We start from the raw sequence: 20,480 nt of genomic DNA on the forward strand, positions 1-20,480 counted from the left end.
GGATAATTGAAGAGTTCTTTCTTTTTCTTTTTGTTTGAATGAGAAATGTTCTGTCAAGCATTACAATTTTATCTTCAAATCCTGAATCATTTTGCATACTGCTTTCTCCTTTTACAGTGATCCGTTGCCGTCAGGGCATCTGATTTAATAGTTTAAACGTACTTCCGAGTGTCGAACTTTTACTGGTAACTAATACCACTACAAAATCTTTTTCCTTCAGTCTTTTCAAAAACAATCTTTCATTCTCTTCAATATATGTTATATTGACTTCATTATTTTTGAAAAGCAATGCGGCAGTTTTAACCATTTTGAGCAGTTCATCACTGATACTTCCTTTTTTTAAAACCTTTTGCCTTATCGTCATTGAGGTAAAATCAATCAAATAAATTGCTTTGACACCTCTAACACTTTCAAAATATTTAGAATATGCCACTAATATTTCACGGCTTTCTTTGATTAAATCCAACACTATTCCTTTAAAACTGCAATCATTTGATAAAACATCCTTACCTTAAAAGATATTTTATCAAACAACGTGTACAAAAGGAGTGAGCATATAAGAACTCACTCCTTTTCAGTGTATTATCTACTCATATTTTTCAATAGACCATTCACAAAGCCAAGAAGTTGTGGTGTAACTCCTTTAAGATCTTCATTTGTCACATCTAACTCTGCAAGTACGCTCATAAGTTTTTTATAAAACTCTGCAGGTTCTACTGCTCCGGTTTTCATCTCTTCAATATATGTTTTCAAATGTTCTGTTGCCATTGCTACTGCATCTCCCATGCTGATTCTCCTCGTTCACGTCAAAATTTATTAAAATAAAAAAGGTTTAAGTCTTTCATTGCGAAAAACACCTCTATGTCTTTGTTTTTGGTCTTAGAACGCCTGAATATCTTTAACGAACTGTTTCAGCGCAATAACAAGACCGCCCATTTTGTAACCTGATGAAGTTAAAACCGCCAGTGCAATTTCTTCTCCGAGATCTTTTACCGCAACAAATCCGCCGCTGCCTGAAATAATCATTTCATTCAATGCGCCTTTTTCTGTATCTTCCAATGCCCCCATTACGGTAGACAATAACGATGCAGTATCCGCTGCAATAAGCTCTGCATCTCTGTCTTTTACAAAGTAACTTGCCATTTCAAGTCCTTCGGCTGTTGCAATCACTGCACCTTCCAACCCCATTTTTTCGACAAATTTCTGAAGAAGTTCTTCTCCCGATGTATTTAGTTTGCTTACATCAATACCTGTTGACATGTCTAATCTCCTTACGAATTAATTTTTATGAGCGAGTACTTCACTGACTCATAGGCAAATTGTATTCCAATTAAGTTTTAATTCAGTTGATTTAAATCAATCAAATCAATCAAATCAATCAAATCAATCAAATCATGTTATGATTGTGTAAAAAGGAAGGGAGCTATGATCTAAGCTAAAATATGGTTTGGCCATGAATTTGTAGTCTCAATTTATGTATGATGTAAACGAGTTATAAAAATAACATTCCCCGGAAAGAAGTGGGGAATGATTCTTGAATAAATTCAAGAGGAAGCAGTCAGAAAATCAGTTTCTGATTCCCAGGGCATCTTTGATGGTACGCCATCTCTCAAGATCTGTATTCTTGAGATATCTCATAAGTCTTCTTCTCTGACCTACAAGCTTAAGAAGACCAAGTCTTGACGAGTGGTCTTTCTTGTTTGTTTTAAGGTGTTCTGTCAAGTATTTGATTCTTTCTGTTAAAAGTGCAACCTGTACTTCTGTCGAACCCGTATCGTTTTCGCCTTTTGCGTACTTGGCAATAATTTCTGCTTTTTTCGCCTGATCCAAAGCCATAATGACCTCCTGATTGGTAGTTAAATTCTCAATTGATATTCAAAATGAGTGCGCAATCATATCATATTAAACTTACTTGAGACTTATGAGAAAAGAGATGAAAGTATTTGAAACCTCTTTATAATATGAATTGGAGTAAAATACTCCTAATTGATTTGATTAAAGGCAACTATATGTTATTAACACGTGCAACCGAATATGCCCTGCTCTCTCTTGAGTCTATCAGCAGAACAGAAAAACCTATCGGTGCGGAGCAGTTGGCAAATGAACTGGGTATTCCCAAAAGTTTTCTTGCCAAGATCCTGCAGAGCCTGGCAAAACAGGATATTCTTGAGTCACGTAAAGGTGCCCATGGCGGATTTGTACTTACCAAAGACATTCATGATATTACCATTAACAGCATCATTATTGCCGCAGAGGGGAAAGCACCCGCAGTATTTGACTGCAGCAGCTATTCGGATACCTGTCCCAACGGTGCCATAGGTACCTGCGTTATTTCTCCGTTTCTGGCAAACTTTCAGACAAAGATCAACGACTTTCTTGACGGGCTTACCCTCGGTGATATTCTCTGATTCGCTTTGGCGGACAGAGATTCAATTTTTATCTTCAGCAAGGCACACTTTATGCAACAACATATTTATCATCTCTCCCATATCGATCTTGACGGCTACGGCTGCCAATACCTCAGTACTAAATGCTTCGACAAGATCGAATGCTACAATGCCAACTATGGTCCCGAAGTCACTGCACGTCTCGAAGAGATCGTCAAAAAAGTAGAGCAGGACAAATTTATCCACGGGGAGAAGATGGAACCGCTTATCCTCATTACCGACCTCAACCTTACCACCAAGGAGGGGAACTGGATAGAAAAAGAAGTGATACGTATCGGCGCAAAACTACAGCTTCTTGACCATCATGCCACAGGAAAATCTGCGGCGGAACGTTTTGCCTGGTACAAACTCGATACGACAAAGTGTGCTACACTTATCACCTATGAGTGGCTGCAGCAGCATTACGGGTTTGACAAAAGCAACGAATATGCACAGATCGTCAAAGCGATCAATGCCATTGATATCTGGCTCTCCGACGATCCGCTTTTCGAGTATGGAAAAGTGATGCTCGGTATGATCTCCGGAGCCAGAGAGATCAACCGTATCTTGTTCCCGGCTGAAGACAGGGCTTTCAAGCTTTCTCTCATTGAAGCGGCAAAAGAGCGTATCCATATCGAAAATGCCCCGATTATACTCGATGACGATCTTCATCAGATCAAAAAATCTTTTTTCAAACAGCAGCAGAACAATACCAAAGACAATCTTGTCGCTTTCTTTGTCACAGATCTTCTGACAAAAGACAGACAGCGTCTGACCATTCATTACAAAGGATACAAGGGTATCCTGGGATACAATGTCGGCAACACTTCCATTATAGGGAACACTTGCATGGTAAATAACCCCGACTATGACTTCTACATGGATGTCAACTTCAGGGGAAATTTCTCACTCAGAAGCAATAACAGACTCGATGTATCCAAAATGGCTGCCGAAATTGGAAACGGCGGGGGACACCCCAATGCCAGCGGCGGAAAAATAGAAGGCTATAAAGATTCTTTTGTTTATGCCGATGTACGTAAGTTCATACAAAACTATATAGATCAGAAATCTCAGTAGGTTTGGCCTTGCCAAACGCCAAGAGCAAATTCAAACGTACAGTACAATTTCAAATAACTACATATCCACATTGGATTTAACGTTTGGTGGGACCAAACCTACAGGATCATATCTTCACTCTTGCCTCAAGCGCACGCGAAAGCGACATCACATCAATATTCTCCAGCTCCACTCCCGTGGGAACACCCTGCGCGATCTTTGTAAATTTAATGGACAATCCCTGCAGTTTCTCTTCGATATAGAGTATCATGGTATCGGTAGCGATACTCGGGGGAAATGCAAAGATAATTTCTTCCACTCCCTCAACCGCATAGAACAGGTGTGCTTCATCCAGGTCACGTACTTCGGAGATGACATAATATACCCCGTCAAACTGTCTGCTCTCTTCAATGGTCAAAATATCTTTTGCACTTTGAACAACACAGAGTTTTGAACTGTCACGGTAAGGGTCCGAGCAGATCGTACACAGTTCATCTTCACTCATATTGTGGCATTTGCTGCATTTATGAATACTGTTCACTGCTGTTTCGATAGCATGAGCCAGCTTCATTGCGGCAAACCCATCTTCCATAACGGAGTGGTAGGCCAGGCGGATCGCGGATTTTTTTCCTATGGAGGGGAAGGCCCCAAAAGCTTCTACCAGATTCTCGAAAGCTTCTATTTTGTAATTTTTCATTATTGTTCTTTTTGGTCCGTGAGTACGCACCCTACATTATTCTCTATGATAGTCAACCACTTTGGAATATTCCACAACCTCTTTGATGAAGTCGACCGCTTTAAGATGTTCCGGGTGTATGGCATAGGCATCCAGGTTTTCTTTGCTTTCAAATGAGGTAATAATACTGAGATCCATGGCACGTTCTTCTTCGGAAAAATTCATACCTACATCCATACTTCTCAAACCCGGTACCGCACCCATAAGATTTTCAAGCATTTGTTTTGCCTGTATCATATTGGCTTTTTTATTTTCATCTTTAAACTTGAACATCACAATATGTACGATCATTGCTACCACCTGATTTTTATTCGCCATTATAACTAAATTATGGTAGAATTCGCCAAAATTATTCCTTATTGCCATACTATTTATATGGTAATAAAACAGGAGCGTTGCACATGAGTGAAATGGATTATTATGAAGTACTAGAGGTCAGCAGAGACTGTTCAGGTGCGGAGCTGAAAAAAGCGTACCGGAAACTGGCACTGAAGTATCACCCGGACAGAAATCCGGATGACAGGGAAGCAGAAGAAAAATTCAAAATCGTCAATGAAGCCTATCAGGTACTCAGCGATGATGAGAAGCGTGCCATCTATGACCGCTACGGAAAAGAAGGACTTCAGGGACAAGGTATGGGTGGAGGTTTCGGCGGAGCCAACATGGATGATATTATGGATATTTTCAACTCTATGTTCGGCGGAGCCAGCGGCGGCTTTGGCGGCGGTTTCGGAAGAACCCGAAGGGACCCGAGCCAGAAATATGCTCTGGATTTTGAAATGGAACTGCCTCTGGCCTTCAATGAAGCGGTATTCGGCTGCGAGAAGAAAATAGACATCACCTATAAAACCCCCTGTGAGGACTGCGGCGGAACCGGCGCCAAAGATGGTAAGATGGAAACCTGCGACTACTGCGGCGGACAGGGACAGGTACTTATGAGACAGGGGCCGATGCAGTTCGCACAGACCTGTCCGAAATGTCATGGAGAAGGCAGAAAGATCGTCCAGAAATGTCCAAGCTGTCATGGCAAAGGCTACCATGAAGCATCAGAAACCGTTACCATCAATATTCCCGCCGGTGTCGACAGCGGTAACCGTCTGCGTGTACAGGGACACGGCAATGAATCCAGGAACGGACAGAGAGGCGATCTTTATCTTACTTTCTATGTAGAAGAAGATGAACATTTCATCCGTAACGGAAGTGATATTTACATAGAAGTTCCCGTCTTCTTTACACAGGCGATCCTGGGAGAGACCATCTCCATCCCTGCCCTTGAAGGAGAGTTGGAGCTCAAACTCAAACAGAGTACCAAAGATAAAGAACAGTTCATTTTCGAAGGAGAAGGGGTACAGGACGTCCATTCCGGCCGAAAAGGACGTCTGATCGCCCAGGTCCGTATGGTTTTACCCAAAAAAATCAACGATACACAGAAAGAACTGCTTGAAAAACTCCAGGAGAGTTACGGTGTTGAAAGCCGCCCGCACAAAAGTACTTTTGAATCAGCATTTGACAAAGTAAAAAACTGGTTCAAATAGCAGACTAAGTCCGCTCTGCACTTTTCCCCGCAGAAGCTGGGCACTTTCACTTCTATTATTACTTCATTAATAAAACAAGTCTATACTGTAGAATAATTTTTTTAAGGAGTACATATATTATGAGACAGTATGAATCATATCGATGCAATCAATGCGGAAATGTCGTGGAAGTATCACACGTAGGTGGCGGTACGCTTGTATGCTGCGGGGAAGAGATGGAGTGCGTTACCGTTGACCTTACCCTTGTCAATTTGATGAAAGCGGTTGCCGGGGAAAGTAAAGCCCGAAACAAATATGAATATTATGCCAAAGTGGCACAAAAAGAAGGCTATAGAGATATCGCGGCACACTTTCAGCGCGCAGCAAACAATGAAAAAGAACATGCCAAACTTGAACTGGCACTTCATAACCGTATGAAAAACAACAGTGAAGCATCATGGGGTGACACCTTGGCCAATCTCGAAGATGCGATTGCCGGTGAAAGCTATGAAAATCTGACTATGTATCCTGATTTCGAAGCAATTGCAAAAGAAGAAGGCCACAGCGAAGCAGCGCGGCTTTTCAAGAATATCGGTCAGGTGGAAGTAGAGCATGAAAAAATGTACAGAGAACTTCTCAACCGTCTCAGCAAAGGACATGAATTTGCCAGTGATGAAGAGGAAGTCTGGATCTGTGAAGTATGCGGGCATGTCCACTACGGCAAAAAAGCACCGAAGAAGTGCCCTGTGTGCGGTCATCCGGAACCCTACTTTTCCCGCAAGGTAGAGACCAAATAGTCCTGAAACCTACTGTACCTTCTGGTGCAGTACGACCTTGTTCTCTCCCGTTGTCAAATCACCCGTATCATTTGCTGCATCATAGGCAATGACATATATTTCATCCCCTCTTTTCAAATAATTCTTTTCTCCAAATTCGGCATAGGCTGTTGCACCGATGGTGATCAATGCCTGTTTGGGATAACCGCAGGTTTTTAAATGCTCTGCAATATTTTCAAGCGGTCCGAAGTCTTCCTGTGTATTCATTTTCTCGATCAGCCAGTTTTTCAATTTGCCGTAAAAGTAGGAATAGCCCCGCAGCGGCGCATCAACACCATAAGGGTGCAGCACACTGTCACGCTTCACAAAAGAGCAAAGATGGTAGCGGTCCATAATGCCGCCCTCTTCAAATTTATCTATGGGTATCCATTTATCTCCCATTCCTTTGGAATTGGGCCCCCATGACTTTTTTTCAGAAATTTTTTTGGCTCCTTCTTTTCGGATGGTACAGTCATTAAAAGTGGTAAACTTTTCAGCGACCAGATCTGCCACCGTATGATCTTCATCATATACGATAGTAAACAGTACAGCTATTTCAGGCTCAACCTGTGCATTCGCCTCATAATCCGGAAGGTCAAGTCTGTCAGTCCCTATAGAATAAACTCCCAAAAAACTGTCACTTCCCGGGAGATAGAAAGGGAATATCCCTTTAGGCGCATCCGGCTCAGCCGTAACGACATTTTTAAAATCCTCCAGTTCTCCAGCCTGTTCCAAATGGTGGGTAAAATTACCTGCCACACCCAATCCGATTACATGTATTAAATCCATCGCTACTCTCTTTTTTGAATGCTATTATACCACGCAATACACATAAAGTACACAAACTGATCCTATACTGAAACAGAAAAACAGGATAAAGGAACAAAATGCCGGATAAAAAAAAGGATAGCAAAAATATAATATTTGTTTCGATTTTTATTGGTACGATGCTGCTCTTTATGCTGGGTACGGTTATGTATGTTACCAGTCAGGTTGCAAACTGCTCAAGCGCAAAAAAAGCACGAAAACTTTGCTAATATACTAAAAAAAATGATTGTTTTAAAGAGGAGGAACAGGCTGCAAAGCAACCTGTATAAGTAGAAACTTAATTACCTGCAACTGCGTCTTTAAGTGTCTTACCGATTTTGAACTTAGGCGCTGTATGGGCTGGTTTTGTATATGTTTTATTCGTTCCTGGAACTTTACCTGATTTTTCTGCTACATCTACAGTCGAGAATGTTCCGAAACCTACCAATGATACAGTTTCTTTGTTTACAAGTGCTTCTGTCACAGATGCAATAAATGCTTTTACTGCTCTCTCTGCTGCTGCTTTGCTTTCAAATTCTCCGTTTTTCTGTACCAGTTCTACAAACTCTGATTTAGTCATTCTTCTTCCTTTTAATTTAAGATAAAGCTATTATAGCACAATCTAATCTTAAACCATCATAAAAAAAGTACTCATTCTCGGAAAATAGGGGCTTTTTGGGACTTTTATGCCTTATTACTTATATTCTTTATCTTTAATTAAGATAATTGTTATTTTTATATGATATTTGAAGATTAGTATTGAAAAAGTATAATTTTGAGTAAGAATGGTGCGTCAGAGAGGATTTGAACCTCCACACCACTAGGGCACTACCCCCTCAAGGTAGCGTGTCTACCGTTCCACCACTGACGCATTGCGGCTATATAGTTGAAGTACTATAGAAACTTTATACTGAGGGTAACAAAAAGTTGTAGCGGAAGTATACCGCCACAACCTTAAATTCTCTTTAGATTAACCAATGAACGGGTTAGCGTAAAGAGCGATAAGCGCAATTACCAATGTATAGATAACCTGTGCTTCAATCATCGCAAGCGCAATGAACATTGTAGTCATCAGCTTACCGCCAAGACCTGGGTTTCTGGCTGTACCAGCGATTGTTGCAGCAGCAGTATGACCCATACCTACCGCACCACCAAGTGCAGCAAGACCAAGACCGACACCGGCAGCAACTACTGAGTACGCTTTGATCATAGATTCGCCTTCACCGGCAAATGCAACAGCACCAAGTGCCAAGAAAAGTAAGAAAAACTTTTTCATATTAAATCCTTTAAGTTAGTAGAGTTCAAGTCTCTTCGACTGTTTTCCAAAGTCCGTTCGGATAGCGTAACCGCACTCAAAATGAATACAGCAACCTAAACATAAATGCATAGATTTCCCTACTTATCACTTCGTATAAACGGCAGGATTATAACTAAAATCATTTTAATTTATGCTAAAACATCTACCGCTTGCCTGTCAATATTGTCAGCACGCAATACACTTTTATTTGTTACATTTGCTACGTCCGTAGAACCAGCCATTCTGATAATCCATATTGCTTCGGAACATTTCACTGTTCTTGACATAATTGCCGCCTGCCGTAGTACATCCGTCATGCTGTCCCTGTTTGAATTCCGGTGTATGAGATACAGGTACAGAGGATGGTCCTCCTGTACAAGCACTTAAAAGCAATATACCTACGGTTCCTATCATTCCTGTGAATATGCGTTTCATTTTCTTCCTTTTTCTCAATATGTTTTAAAAAATTATATCAGAGAAAATGTTATTTAATGTTAAGTTGCATATAAAGTGAATATAATAATTCAAATTGAACCCAGGAGAAAAGATGAAAAAATTCTTGATGATGAGTATCGGATGGATGCTCTTGACACAATATACACTTGCCGGTGACCCTACAAGCAAAGTGTTCCCGCTCAGTAAAAGCAGATTTGCCGTGGTTGACCATGGAAAAGAAAAGATCGTTGACCTTTCCGGCCAGGACTATATTGTGGTTTCTCTCAGGGAAAAAGGAGCCGACGGAATTGCTTATGCCGTAGACAGAGACGGTGTTGTCTGGTGGGCTGCATCTATCTCTTCCGGAGCCAAAGGGCACGAAACACCATCGGGTATTTTCCCTATTTTCAGAAAAGAACGTTTCTATATGTCAAAAGCACATCCGGAAGCCAGCGGGATCAACAATATGGACTTCTCACTCTGGTTCACCCATCAGGGTCATGCCATTCATATGGGAAATGACGACGGTATGTCCCACGGGTGTATTCACGTAGGTGAAAAGGGGGCTGCAACCATGTTCAAGTGGGCAAAGAAAGGCACCAAAGTAGTCGTTACGAGAGAACATTATCTCCCTTTTGTCTATTATGATCTGAGAAAAAGCGGCTATCATGAGTCTAAAGTCAAAAAAGGGTATATCAAGCAGTATCTTAAAACTATGAAGCCCATAAAACCTCACATGGCTAACTGAGATACGGAGCAGGCGTCACAGAGACACCTGCTTTTTATGCCAGATATTCCGGCGTCGCCAGTTCAACCTTCTTGCCTTTCTGCTCCATAACGACCACACTGATATCATCTCCTTCATGGTAACGTTCATGAAGATCATTTACCCTCTCTTTCGCTACCTTGGAAATATGCAGAAGGGCATCAAAACCATCCGGCATTTCGACAAAGATGCCAAAGTCAACGATTTTTTTGACCTTGCCGACATAAGTTTTTCCTACTTCATACTGCATCTGTTTTCGTACAGGCGCATTGGCTATTTTTTCAATATGTTCTTTAGCCGCAGCTACTTTTTCTTTGTCATGGCCGGAAAGCTTGACACCGCCTTTATCACGGTCAAGATCGATACTCACTTCGAACTTTTCGATAATATCACGAATCGTTGCACCTGCTTTTCCGATAATATCAGCGATCTTTTGGGGGTTGATGCTGAAATGCTCTGTGCTCGGCAGTGCCTGACTCGCTTCCATCTTCTGTTCAGCGTCTTCCATAATCGTTAAAATATGGTCTTTTCCTTTAGCCGCTTTTTCAAGTGCATCTTTAAGGATATTCAAGTCAATTCCGCCCAGTTTGATATCCATTTGAAGTGCGGTAATACCTTTTCGTGTTCCTGCTACTTTAAAATCCATATCACCGTCATGATCTTCCAGTCCCATGATATCCGTCAATACAGCATATTTATCTCCCTCTGCAACAAGTCCCATCGCAATACCGGCTACCAATTCCACCATATCGACTTCTGCTGCACGCAATGCCAGTGCGCCGCCGCATATCGTCGCCATGGAAGAGGAACCGTTGCTCTCAAGTACTTCCGAAACCAGACGGATCGTTCCATCATATTCAAGCGGAAGGACCGGTTCGAGTGCTCTTTTGGCCAAATTCCCGTGTCCCAGTTCTCTTCGACCCGGGGCACCTATGAATTTTGCATCTCCGACGGAATAGCCGGGGAAATTGTAGTGCACCATAAAATGCTCGGTCTGTGTATTTTTATCGGTGATCAATTCAAACATTTGTGCATGCTTTTTGTCTCCGAGTGTCGCAGTGACCAGAACCTGTGTCTGCCCGCGGGTAAAAAGACATGACCCATGTACCGAAGGAAGGATGTTGGTCTCGATACTGATCGGTCTTACCTCATCAAGCTCTCTGCCGTCCGCCCGCAGGGATTTTTCAAGTATCATTGTACGCACGACTGTTGACTTGTATTGCTCCAGTACTTTGGAAACCAGTGTTTTGTCACTCTCTTTTCCTTCCGCTTCCAAGGCTTCCATAATAGCGGTACGTACTTTTTTCAATTCGGTGGAACGTTCGCTCTTTGCCATATGGGAAATAGCTTTTTCTACCGCTTCACTGTAATGCTCTTCTATATAGCTGTAAAGCGCTTCGTCTGCTTTTTCTGCCGCCAGTACAAGGCCAAGCCCTTCTCTCATAGATGGTGCAAATGCTTTTTCAAATGCTGTACTGGCCGATTCAATCGCTTTGGCGGCAAATGCGATCGCATCTACCAGCGCCTCATTCTCAAGTTCGTTGCATTCCTGATGTTCCAGGATCAGCGGCATTCCTCCCATCATAGGATCGATCATATCCATTTCGACATCATCAATCTTTTCTGACGCCATCGTACGCATTTCAATCATTACAATATCTTTGCCGGAACCTACCACAAGCAGGTCAAGGACACTTTCATCCTGCTGGCTCAGTGTCGGGTTGAGTACCAATGCATCATCGATCTTGCCTACTCTGACGGCAGCGATACTTTTTTCGACAGAGATATCGGAAACATAAAACGCTGCATTGGCAGCATGCAGTGCAGCGACCTGCATATCAACCTCACTGTCACTGCTGACCACCATGATCGATATCGTTACAGGATAATTGAACCCTTTGGGAAAAAGCGGACGCAGCGAACGATCCACTATTCGGGAGGTCAGCGTTTCAAAATCACCGGGCTTTGTTTCTCTTTTGATGAATCCTCCCGGTATTTTCGCTGCCGCATAGGAACGTTCCATATACTGGACTGTCAAGGGAAGAAAATCTTCATCAACCGCTTTTTCATCAACTGCCACAGCGGCAATCAGCACCGCTTTCCCCTGCCGGTACATCACTGCTCCGCTTGCCTGTTTGGCAATTTTGTTAAACGCATATTTTTCATCAAGATTATTCAAATTTATTTCGACGATCTGTTCATTCATTGTATTGATTCCTTTTGTTAATTTATATTTTTTTGATATTTTGCCGTTCTACAATCTGCATCACATCTTCATATGCAAGAGCGCCAAATTCCCTATAATAGTATTCTATCGAAATATAGTCCTGTATTTTATAAGGGCAGAAAACGCCATCACACACGGAAAGAAGGTTTTGGTAAACCCCCTTGTCAAGTATGGGTGTGGCAATATAGATGTTTTTCGCATCTTCTCCTATCACTGATTTGAGTGCCACCATCATAGTGAGACCGGTTTCTATGCACTCATCGGCCAGAACAACATATTTGCCGCTTAGAGAGGCAAGCTCTTTTCCCTTTCTGTATTTGTACACATAGGAAAGCACTTCCTCTTCATACTTTCTTTCCGCTTCTGCATAGACATAGTCTTCACTGATCCCAAAGGCATCTATCAGTGCTTTATGCATAACAAGGTCCTCTGTTTCCGAAACCATGGCTATGGCCAATTCATGATTATTGGGTGCCAGAATAGGTTCGGTCAGCAGAATATCCATCTGGGCACCGGTCGCTTTAGCGATCTGGTCCGCAAAATAGACTCCTCCTTCACTCACTCCGATCACTACGGTCTCATTGCTGCGCAGCAGTTCAAGCGGCAGCGTTTCGAGCAGTTTATCTGCTGCATCTTTTCTGTTTTCAAAATAAATATCAGGGTTTGAACTGTTCAGCATGCTGCGCTCCGGGAAATTGTTTACTCACTTCATTTTCATCAAAAGTATAACGAAACTCTTCTATATACTTCATCAATAATGCGTATGCCTGGTTGATCTGATCCATTTTCCGGGGATCACCGCCGAGATCGGGATGATGCCTTTTGGCAAGATATCGGTACTGACGTTTGATATCTGCTTTGGTGACCAGTTTGGGCAGGTCAAGTATTTCCAGGGCAGATTCGATCTCTTGCATGGGGAACGGCATCATTGAAAACTCGCCGATCCGAGACTGACAAACGGTTTAAAATCAAATTGTATATAGAAACTGTTCTCCGTAGTCGCTTCTCCCTCCGGACGGGGAGTAATATCCTGTCTTAATGCAGCATTCACTCCCCAGCAATCCTGTGTATACTTTCCGCCGAAAAGCCACTGTTTGCTTTCTGATGTATCGATATTGTATGTCAGTCCGCCGTATAGCCGGATTTTCTCATTCCACCGATACCCGAAATTAAGATTGATATCATTGGCGGATACCGTCATCATATCATCTGCAAGCTGCTGTTTGAAAGTATGGCTGAGTGAAAAATTATAAGTGTTTTCGTTCAGTGTGACCCGTGTGGAAGATTCCCGGATCTCATGAAATTCAAATGCATAGGTTATGTCACTGTAGAACTGCCACTGATTCCAGTTGTACTGCATTTCATTACTGAGGTCGGAAAATTTGTATTTCCTGTCTACATAATACCGCTGTGAAATCCGCTGATAAAATTTCAAATTCATATGGGTATCATAAAAGTACTGGCTCAGGGAAAATGCATAATATTCTTCTCTCGGTCTGAGCACAAACAATTCTTTCTGCTCTTTGCTCAGCGCATCAAAACCAACAGGACTTTGGTACTCTGATCCTGGCAGGATATATTCAAGAGAGGGCTGAAGTACATGAATAAAGGTATCATACTGCTTTGTCAAATCTGAAAAAAGTTTGGCACTGTGGTAATTATTGAAATACTGAAATTCATTATGGGCATATTCTGCGTTGCCAAAAAATGATTTGTTATAGTAAAGAGTCTCGCCCAGAGAGAGATTGAGAAAATCATCCAGAAAGGCAGTTGTAAATTCAAAAGGTACTTTCATCTCGACCTGTTTCATGGTAGAGCCTTCAATCCTGTCAAAATTTTTCAATTGGGCATCGATGCTGTAGGTAAGATTGTTCCAGATAAGTTTGTCAAGATATTGATGCAGCTGTATTGCCGGAAGCTGCTGAATGGTCTTGTTATTGTTCTCAAGCCTGGTATCAATAAAATATTTTGCATTCAAGCCAAGATAATATGTATCATCGGCCAGAAAATAATTTATTCTGGATTCCTGGATAGGCACCTGTCCAAAATTTCCGAACGTACTTTTCTGAAGGTTCAAATATTCTATATCGTTCAAATAGATCGTATTGACATACAGCTCATCCTCAAACCCTCCTCCCAGAAGATCACTGATGAGTTTGGTTGAATTGTATTGTATCTCTGCCCCGTAATGCGCACGTTTTTGTGTATGATACCGCTGCTGATAGGCTGCACTGTCCTGAAAATATCCTGCCCTTATCTGTCCGGAAGAATGGTCGCTGTCTACAAAACGGAAAGTACTGTACATTCCAAGACTCCGGTTCGTTCGTATCTGCGGATTGAGTTCCAGGTCCATATTCGTACTGATCGCCCAGTAAATCGGCTGTTCATAAATGAGACCTTCATTCGCCCGATATCCTATGAAAGGAAACAGCAGCCCTGAACGCCGCTCCCTGTCTGTTGAAAAAGCCATATAGGGCGTATAAAAAACCGGTACATCTTTGAAATATATCTTGGTATCATACGCTTTCATATATTTTTCTGTACTGTCATAACTTGCACGCGAAGCAACCATTTTCCATATAGGGTCTGTCACTTCACAGCTCGAAAGCACCGTTTCTCCAAACGTATAGTTCCCTTCTTTTTTCTCTGCCTGCTGTGTAAACATCCACACATCATTTTGACTGACAAGAAAGAGCTCTTTAAAAGTGACTTCCCTGCTATTCGTATGTATTTCCATATGAGATATATGTTCTTTGGTTCCCCGGTATCCTATCATCTCAATATCACCGTCAAGCATCAGCAAATGTGTTTCTTTATTGTAAACTACCCTGTCAGCCCTGATGACAGAATCCTGATAATAGACCACGACCCCGTCTGTAGCAGTCACTGTTGTTTTGCTTGAGTTTAAGTGATTTGCCGTAATTTCTATTTTGGTGTGTGCAGCATCTTTCGGAACACTGGAAGCATAGAGAGTACAGGATGCAGCAAAGCAGAGAGGAAGAAAAAGTATTTTTGGCATCATTGACTACTGCAAAAGCGGATAGCATATTTCAACAGAGAGAAAAAAACAGTAGCCTGCGCCTCTTGATGGGTCATTACCTGTCCTAAAGTGCCTGATAAGCAATATCAGTTCGGCACTGTTTTCCGGCAAAATGAACCTGGCCCACAAGCATATAGGCACGTTTCTGCGCTTCCGCTATGCTGTTGCCCAAACCGACACAGACAAGTACACGTCCTCCGGTCGCATAGAGTTTACCCTCTTCATCCCGGCTTACACCGGCATAAGAAATATGCGCATTGCCTTCAAGATCAGGATGATGAATATCATCAACTATGATCTCCGCAGGTTCTGACGATTTATAGGGATAATCTTTGCTTGCCATCACAACACCTACAGCATATTTGTCATAAAACTCGATCTTCGCGGAAGGAAGATCACCCGTCGCCGCTTTGTAAAAAAGTTCACTTGCCGGCGACTTGAGCAGCGGCATCAACTCTTCACATTCCGGATCACCGAAACGTACATTGTATTCAAGTATGATCGGCTCGCCTTTGACCACCATGACACCAATGAAAAGTACACCGGTAAACGGCATCCCTTCTTCTTCCATCCCTTTGAGCGTCGGCTTGATAACGCGTTCGTCCAGTTTTGCATAAATCTCATCATTGACCAACGGTGTCGGTGCGTAGGCTCCCATGCCGCCTGTATTGGGGCCTTCATCATTGTTCAGCAGTCTTTTGTGGTCTTGTGCCGCAGGCAGTACCACATAATCTTTTCCGTCACAGATCGCAAAGACGGAGAGTTCATAACCGTCAAGAAATTCTTCGACCACAATGGAAGTCCCTGCTTCACCGAAAGAGTTTCCCGAAAGCATTTCACCTGCTGCCTTTTTCGCCTCATCACGGCTTTGCGCGATAATGACCCCTTTGCCGCCGCAGAGCCCGTCGGCTTTCACGACGATAGGTGCGTTAAGGGTATTGATGAATTTATATGCTTCTTCGAGCAGATCTGTTTCTATGTATCTCGCGGTAGGTACATTGTGGCGGGCAAGAAAATTTTTCATAAAGATCTTGGAACCTTCCAGCTGTGCCGCTTTGGCCGTAGGGCCGAAGATCGTCAAAGCCCGGGCCTTGAATACATCGACGATCCCTTCAACCAAAGGAGCTTCCGGACCGACAATCGTCAGGTCCACCCCCTTGGCTTCTACAAAATCCGCCAGTGCATTGAAATCACTGATACCCAGGTTCTCGCCCAGCATATCTGTTGCACCGTTTCCGGGAGCGAAGTAGATCTTATCTACATTTTCGTCTTTTTGAAGTGCCAAACCGATAGAGTACTCTCTACCTCCAGAACCTATGATCAATACATCCATGATTTTCTCCGAAAAATTTAAAAGTTAATAGTATAAGCAAGGGGTTTTAGTAGTAGAGATCATTGTGCGTAGAGGATTTTCAAAAAGGTTTGAAGGCGAACTCCCCGTTCGTCAATGGCCTTTTTGGAAGTCCTATGCGTGCAAGAATCACCGCTAATAAAGGGCCCGAGTGGCCGTTCTGTTAAAGTCGGCCCTAAAAAGCCAACGGTGCAGGAGAGAGCAGGCCTTTAGGAGGCAATTTCTCGCGGGTTGCCCCGCTCGAACGAAAATGCCTACACACCAGTCTGCTACATGTCCCACTAAGATTAATGTTGGACCCCATATACAGTTATCGAACCACTCAGGTTAAATAGATTATACCCTATTTGCTGTTAGAAGTGAATAATATTCTGCCTAAAAAACACTTTTTACAGTGATTTTGCTTTTTCAATACAGGCAGAGATCAGAGGTTTGTCCGCCACAGCATAATGTGCTTCCTCCGGCAGATGGGCCAGTGTTGCATTTCCTATCACCACAGCCGTATAGCTTGGATCCCACCTGAAGTTCCGGAGAAAACAATGGATGGTTGAAGGAGAGGTAAAAATAACAATGGCATTTCTGGCAGGCTTCCCATCTTCACCATAGGCGATACAGCCGGTTTCATAAATAATTTGTTCACGCAGTACAATGCCTGCTTTTTGCAGGAATTCTTTAGAATCAAAAGAAATCTCTCTGGGACGGAGATAAAGAATTTTTCTCTCCGAGAACTGTGATATGATATCACGGCTGAGAACAGATCCGTAATAGGATTCAGGATGATACAGTACCTTCCCTCCCAGCATTTCTATCTGTTTTTTTGTTGCCCCGCCTATGGCGATGGAAGGATATTTTTTCCAACGCAGGTCAATTGTATCTGCTGTCACGACCGCCTGTTTGGAGGTGAACATTAAAGTATCACAGTCATTAAAATCGATCGTATCCGCCACCCTTGAGAAGCGGATCATGGGCAGAGAAACAGTATCTGCCCCGGGGGTGGGGGAAAGCAGGTAAATCGGTCTTGTGCCTGACATCAATGACTGACTTTTCCCAGATCGGACAGCGGTTTTCCATGCAGCATGGCTGTATTGATCTCTTCATCGTCATACGGGTCGAAATGCGGGGTGATCATCCAGCGCCTTTTATGATCGAGTTCCATGATCCTGTCTTCCACTTCTTCTGCGATACGATGGGCTTCAAGCAGTGGCATATCAGGCCGAAGCACCATATGAAACTCCACAAAATTCGTGGTTCCGTCTGTTCGTGTTTTCAGCCAGTGATAACTCGTTACTTCAGGATGGGTTGAAATAATTTCCCCGATACTGGCGACCATTTTGCCGTCCAGTGCCTTGTCAAGCAGTATTTCAATACCTTCCACAATAATTTCATACGCTGAGTAGATAATATAGAGGCCGATCCCCAGGCCGAAGATCGCATCAATGGCATGAATATCGGTCAGATAGACCAGCCCCAGCGATAAAAGCACCGCAGCATTGCTCCAGAGGTCCGTTTTGTAATGCAGTGCATCCGCTTTGATCACAAGATTGTCAGTTTCTTTGGAAATACGCAGCAGATACTGAACCAGAATATACGTGACAACAATAGAAAATATCATGGCCAGAATAGAAGGGGTCAACAGTTTTGTCGCACTTTCATGCAAGAGTTTTTCGATCGCCAGATAAATAATATATAATCCCGAAACAGTTACAACCGTTCCCTCTATCACGGAAGCAATCGCCTGAATTTTTCCTTTGCCGTAATGATACGAATCATCCGGGTCTTCTTCCGACTTTTTAATGGCAAAAAAATTGAACATGGATACTGCCATATCAAGAAGCGAGTCGATGGCTGAAGCCAATACCGCTACGGAACCGCTGGCAATACCGATCGTGAGTTTGACGAACACAAGCAGTGTTGCCACACTGGTTGAAACAGCTGTAGCTTTTTTCTGCGGTGACATTTTTTGCGGTAATATCTGTTTTTTCAAGTAATATCCTATAGCTTTGAATGGTGAAGATTATAACATGTGAAAATTAAAATGAAACATATTGGCACAGACGGGAAAGGCCGCCTGTGTCACATTTTATGATACTACTTTTGTTGCAAGATTGGCCACTCTTTGGGCAAAGGCACCTTTGTCTTTCGGCTCCAGACCTTCCGAAAGCTTGGCGGAGTCAAGAAGGATCCATGCAAGATCTTTGAAAAGCGCATCTTCTTTTACATTCTCAAGTTTTTTGATCATTTTATGGTCCGGATTGATTTCAAGAATAAGCGGGATCTCCGGCATCTCCTGCCCCATTTGTGCGAACATCGCCGCCATCCCTGCCATAGGGTCCGAAGCATCTTTGAGTACACAGGATGGACTGTCGGTCAAACGTGTAGAAATCTTCACTTCTTTGACTTCATCGCCCAATATCTCTTTGATCTTGTCCGTCAACGGCTTGAACTCTTTGCTGATCTCCTCTTTTTCCTCTTCCGTTTTGCTGTCCGGTGCTTCTATCGTAGTGATATCCTTGAATGTCCACTCTTTATAGGAACCGATCATAGGGGAAACAATACTGTCCACTTCATTGTCATCCATGATGAGCACTTCAATATTCGCCTTTTTATAAGCTTCGAGCAGCGGTGAATTTCTCAATACCTTCTCATCTTCGCCTACAATGTAATAGATCTCTTTCTTCTCTGAATCCCCGCGTGAAATATAGTCATCAAGGGAGATCATGCCTTCTTCCATAGAACTCTTGTATCTGACGATCTCAAGCAGTGTCTCTTTGTTGGTATGGTCCGTATAGATACCCTCTTTGACCACCCTGTTGTACTGTTCCGTAAATATCTCCATCTTCTCGCTGTCGAGTTTTTTGATCGCCCCGAGGATCTTCTTGACGGAGTTCTGTTTAATGTTGGCAAGGATCCTGTTCTCCTGAAGCAGCTCACGAGATACATTGAGCGGAAGATCTTCTGAATCGATGATCCCTTTGACAAATCTCAGATACGGAGGCAGCAGTTCTTTGTCATCGTCGGTAATGAAAACGCGCTTGACATAGAGTTTTACACCCGGCTGATAGTCCGCTCTGTAGAGATCCATCGGTGCTGTTTTGGGAATATAGAACAGTGTTGTAAATTCATTAGCACCCTCTACCTTGTTATGCAGGTAGGTCAACGGCTCATCATCACCATGGGAAAGGGTCTGATAGAACTCGATGTAGTCTTCCTCTTTCAGTTCGGACTTCGGCAGTGTCCAGAGTGCCGTTGCTTCATTGATCTGCTCGGATTTCTGAACCGTCTTGGTCTCTTTTTCCTCACCTTCGCCTGTTGTCTCTTCTTCTGTATAGTTCAGCATGATCGGATAGGCGATATGATTGGAGTACTTCTTGACAACTTCCTGTACTCTCCATTTGTCAAGGAACTCTTTTTCATCTTCTTTGAGTTTGATGTAAATGACCGTTCCGTGTTCATCTTTCGTGACCGGCTTGACCTCATATTCACCTGTTCCGTCCGTAGAGAACATATAGGCCTGATCTTCTCCGGCTTTTTTCGAAATGACATCGACCTTTTCAGCCACCATGAATACCGAGTAAAAACCTACCCCGAACTGTCCAATAAGATTGGAATCTTTTTTCGCATCACCGGTAAGATTCTCCATAAAGGCTTTCGTACCCGATTTTGCAATGGTCCCGAGATTGTCCATCAAGTCTTCCTCATTCATACCGATCCCGTTATCACCGATCGTCAATGAATTGTCCTCTTTGTCAAGTTTGATGGAAATCTTCCCGCTCCAGTTCTCCTCTTTGAATTTCTCATCCGTTAAAGAAAGGTAATTGAATTTGTCCAGCGCGTCACTCGCGTTTGAAACCAACTCTCTTATAAATATCTCTTTGTTCGAATAGAGCGAGTGGGTCATAAGCTTTAAAAGCTGTCCTATTTCTGTTTGAAACTGATGTTTTGCCATGTGCTTCTCCTAAGTTGTCTTATTTTTGTGGGATTATAGTATATTTTTAGATAAATTTCAAGTT

At 42.8% G+C, this 20,480-nt stretch carries 24 protein-coding genes and 1 tRNA gene; 6 read left to right on the forward strand and 19 right to left on the reverse strand.

Annotated features, from left to right (window positions below):
- Positions 1–130: 130 nt before the first annotated feature.
- The 4 genes from F8L24_RS10820 to rpsO form a co-directional block, all read right to left on the reverse strand.
- Positions 131–466 (reverse strand): hypothetical protein, encoded by a 336-nt coding sequence (locus F8L24_RS10820; RefSeq protein WP_294955464.1) that lies wholly within the window; start codon positions 464–466, stop codon positions 131–133.
- 116 nt (positions 467–582) lie between these two features.
- Entirely contained in the window at positions 583–786 is a 204-nt protein-coding gene (locus F8L24_RS10825) for a hypothetical protein (RefSeq protein WP_294955465.1), read from the reverse strand.
- A 93-nt stretch (positions 787–879) separates the two neighbouring features.
- A complete protein-coding gene (locus F8L24_RS10830) occupies positions 880–1,260 on the reverse strand; it encodes a roadblock/LC7 domain-containing protein (RefSeq protein ID WP_294955466.1) in 381 nt (126 codons plus the stop codon).
- Positions 1,261–1,566: 306 nt separating this feature from the next.
- A complete protein-coding gene (gene rpsO, locus F8L24_RS10835) occupies positions 1,567–1,836 on the reverse strand; it encodes a 30S ribosomal protein S15 (protein WP_294955467.1) in 270 nt (89 codons plus the stop codon).
- A gap of 173 nt (positions 1,837–2,009) precedes the next feature.
- Between rpsO and F8L24_RS10840 the strand changes: the two genes are divergently transcribed.
- The gene (locus F8L24_RS10840) at positions 2,010–2,408 is read left to right on the forward strand and encodes an Rrf2 family transcriptional regulator (protein ID WP_294955468.1); all 399 of its coding nucleotides are present in this window, start codon (positions 2,010–2,012) and stop codon (positions 2,406–2,408) included.
- A gap of 51 nt (positions 2,409–2,459) precedes the next feature.
- Positions 2,460–3,503 carry a DHHA1 domain-containing protein gene (locus F8L24_RS10845; RefSeq protein WP_294955469.1) on the forward strand — a complete coding sequence of 348 codons (1,044 nt, stop codon included), beginning with the start codon at positions 2,460–2,462 and terminating at the stop codon, positions 3,501–3,503.
- A 106-nt stretch (positions 3,504–3,609) separates the two neighbouring features.
- On the opposite strand, the gene recR is transcribed toward F8L24_RS10845, so the two are convergent.
- Positions 3,610–4,179, reverse strand: a complete 570-nt coding sequence (gene recR / locus F8L24_RS10850; RefSeq protein ID WP_294955470.1) for a recombination mediator RecR — start codon at positions 4,177–4,179, stop codon at positions 3,610–3,612.
- Between the two features lie 36 nt (positions 4,180–4,215).
- Complete coding sequence (locus tag F8L24_RS10855; RefSeq protein ID WP_294955471.1) at positions 4,216–4,509, reverse strand: Dabb family protein; 294 nt, start codon at positions 4,507–4,509, stop codon at positions 4,216–4,218.
- 110 nt (positions 4,510–4,619) lie between these two features.
- Here F8L24_RS10855 and dnaJ point away from each other — a divergent pair, with 110 nt between their 5' ends.
- Both dnaJ and F8L24_RS10865 read left to right on the forward strand, forming a co-directional pair.
- Positions 4,620–5,753 carry a molecular chaperone DnaJ gene (gene dnaJ / locus F8L24_RS10860; RefSeq protein ID WP_294955472.1) on the forward strand — a complete coding sequence of 378 codons (1,134 nt, stop codon included), beginning with the start codon at positions 4,620–4,622 and terminating at the stop codon, positions 5,751–5,753.
- Positions 5,754–5,872: 119 nt separating this feature from the next.
- A complete protein-coding gene (locus F8L24_RS10865; protein WP_294955473.1) occupies positions 5,873–6,529 on the forward strand; it encodes a ferritin family protein in 657 nt (218 codons plus the stop codon).
- A 9-nt stretch (positions 6,530–6,538) separates the two neighbouring features.
- On the opposite strand, the gene F8L24_RS10870 is transcribed toward F8L24_RS10865, so the two are convergent.
- Positions 6,539–7,336: a DUF5718 family protein gene (locus F8L24_RS10870; RefSeq protein WP_294955474.1), complete on the reverse strand. Its 798-nt coding sequence runs from the start codon at positions 7,334–7,336 to the stop codon at positions 6,539–6,541.
- Positions 7,337–7,434: 98 nt separating this feature from the next.
- Between F8L24_RS10870 and F8L24_RS10875 the strand changes: the two genes are divergently transcribed.
- Entirely contained in the window at positions 7,435–7,584 is a 150-nt protein-coding gene (locus F8L24_RS10875) for a hypothetical protein (RefSeq protein WP_294955475.1), read from the forward strand.
- A 68-nt stretch (positions 7,585–7,652) separates the two neighbouring features.
- On the opposite strand, the gene F8L24_RS10880 is transcribed toward F8L24_RS10875, so the two are convergent.
- The 4 genes from F8L24_RS10880 to F8L24_RS10895 all read right to left on the reverse strand — a co-directional run bounded on the left by F8L24_RS10880 (position 7,653) and on the right by F8L24_RS10895 (position 9,086).
- Entirely contained in the window at positions 7,653–7,934 is a 282-nt protein-coding gene (locus F8L24_RS10880) for an HU family DNA-binding protein (protein ID WP_294955476.1), read from the reverse strand.
- 206 nt (positions 7,935–8,140) lie between these two features.
- A tRNA-Leu gene (locus F8L24_RS10885) sits at positions 8,141–8,225 on the reverse strand.
- Positions 8,226–8,324: 99 nt separating this feature from the next.
- A complete protein-coding gene (locus F8L24_RS10890; protein WP_012083643.1) occupies positions 8,325–8,630 on the reverse strand; it encodes a F0F1 ATP synthase subunit C in 306 nt (101 codons plus the stop codon).
- A gap of 225 nt (positions 8,631–8,855) precedes the next feature.
- Positions 8,856–9,086, reverse strand: a complete 231-nt coding sequence (locus F8L24_RS10895; RefSeq protein ID WP_294955477.1) for a hypothetical protein — start codon at positions 9,084–9,086, stop codon at positions 8,856–8,858.
- A 112-nt stretch (positions 9,087–9,198) separates the two neighbouring features.
- Here F8L24_RS10895 and F8L24_RS10900 point away from each other — a divergent pair, with 112 nt between their 5' ends.
- Positions 9,199–9,834, forward strand: a complete 636-nt coding sequence (locus F8L24_RS10900; protein WP_294955478.1) for a L,D-transpeptidase — start codon at positions 9,199–9,201, stop codon at positions 9,832–9,834.
- 34 nt (positions 9,835–9,868) lie between these two features.
- On the opposite strand, the gene F8L24_RS10905 is transcribed toward F8L24_RS10900, so the two are convergent.
- The 8 genes from F8L24_RS10905 to htpG form a co-directional block, all read right to left on the reverse strand.
- On the reverse strand, positions 9,869–12,058 hold the full coding sequence (locus tag F8L24_RS10905) for a polyribonucleotide nucleotidyltransferase (protein ID WP_294955479.1): 2,190 nt from the start codon (positions 12,056–12,058) through the stop codon (positions 9,869–9,871).
- Positions 12,059–12,080: 22 nt separating this feature from the next.
- On the reverse strand, positions 12,081–12,758 hold the full coding sequence (locus tag F8L24_RS10910) for a phosphoribosyltransferase family protein (RefSeq protein WP_294955480.1): 678 nt from the start codon (positions 12,756–12,758) through the stop codon (positions 12,081–12,083).
- A complete protein-coding gene (locus tag F8L24_RS10915; protein WP_294955481.1) occupies positions 12,736–12,993 on the reverse strand; it encodes a DnaJ domain-containing protein in 258 nt (85 codons plus the stop codon). Before F8L24_RS10915 ends, F8L24_RS10910 begins: the two co-directional genes overlap by 23 nt.
- A gap of 11 nt (positions 12,994–13,004) precedes the next feature.
- Complete coding sequence (locus F8L24_RS10920) at positions 13,005–15,098, reverse strand: LPS-assembly protein LptD (protein ID WP_294955482.1); 2,094 nt, start codon at positions 15,096–15,098, stop codon at positions 13,005–13,007.
- Positions 15,099–15,183: 85 nt separating this feature from the next.
- Positions 15,184–16,452, reverse strand: coding sequence for a phosphoribosylamine--glycine ligase (purD, locus tag F8L24_RS10925; RefSeq protein WP_294955484.1), 1,269 nt, complete (start codon positions 16,450–16,452; stop codon positions 15,184–15,186).
- A gap of 407 nt (positions 16,453–16,859) precedes the next feature.
- The gene (locus F8L24_RS10930; protein WP_294955486.1) at positions 16,860–17,501 is read right to left on the reverse strand and encodes a uroporphyrinogen-III synthase; all 642 of its coding nucleotides are present in this window, start codon (positions 17,499–17,501) and stop codon (positions 16,860–16,862) included.
- Entirely contained in the window at positions 17,501–18,427 is a 927-nt protein-coding gene (locus F8L24_RS10935; RefSeq protein ID WP_294955547.1) for a cation diffusion facilitator family transporter, read from the reverse strand. The genes F8L24_RS10930 and F8L24_RS10935 overlap by 1 nt, the downstream gene beginning before the upstream one ends.
- Before the next feature lie 123 nt (positions 18,428–18,550).
- Positions 18,551–20,416 carry a molecular chaperone HtpG gene (gene htpG, locus F8L24_RS10940; protein WP_294955487.1) on the reverse strand — a complete coding sequence of 622 codons (1,866 nt, stop codon included), beginning with the start codon at positions 20,414–20,416 and terminating at the stop codon, positions 18,551–18,553.
- Positions 20,417–20,480: the final 64 nt, after the last annotated feature.

The sequence above is a fragment of the Sulfurovum sp. genome, from assembly GCF_015493435.1.
In the GTDB taxonomy this organism is placed as follows: Bacteria; Campylobacterota; Campylobacteria; order Campylobacterales; family Sulfurovaceae; genus Sulfurovum.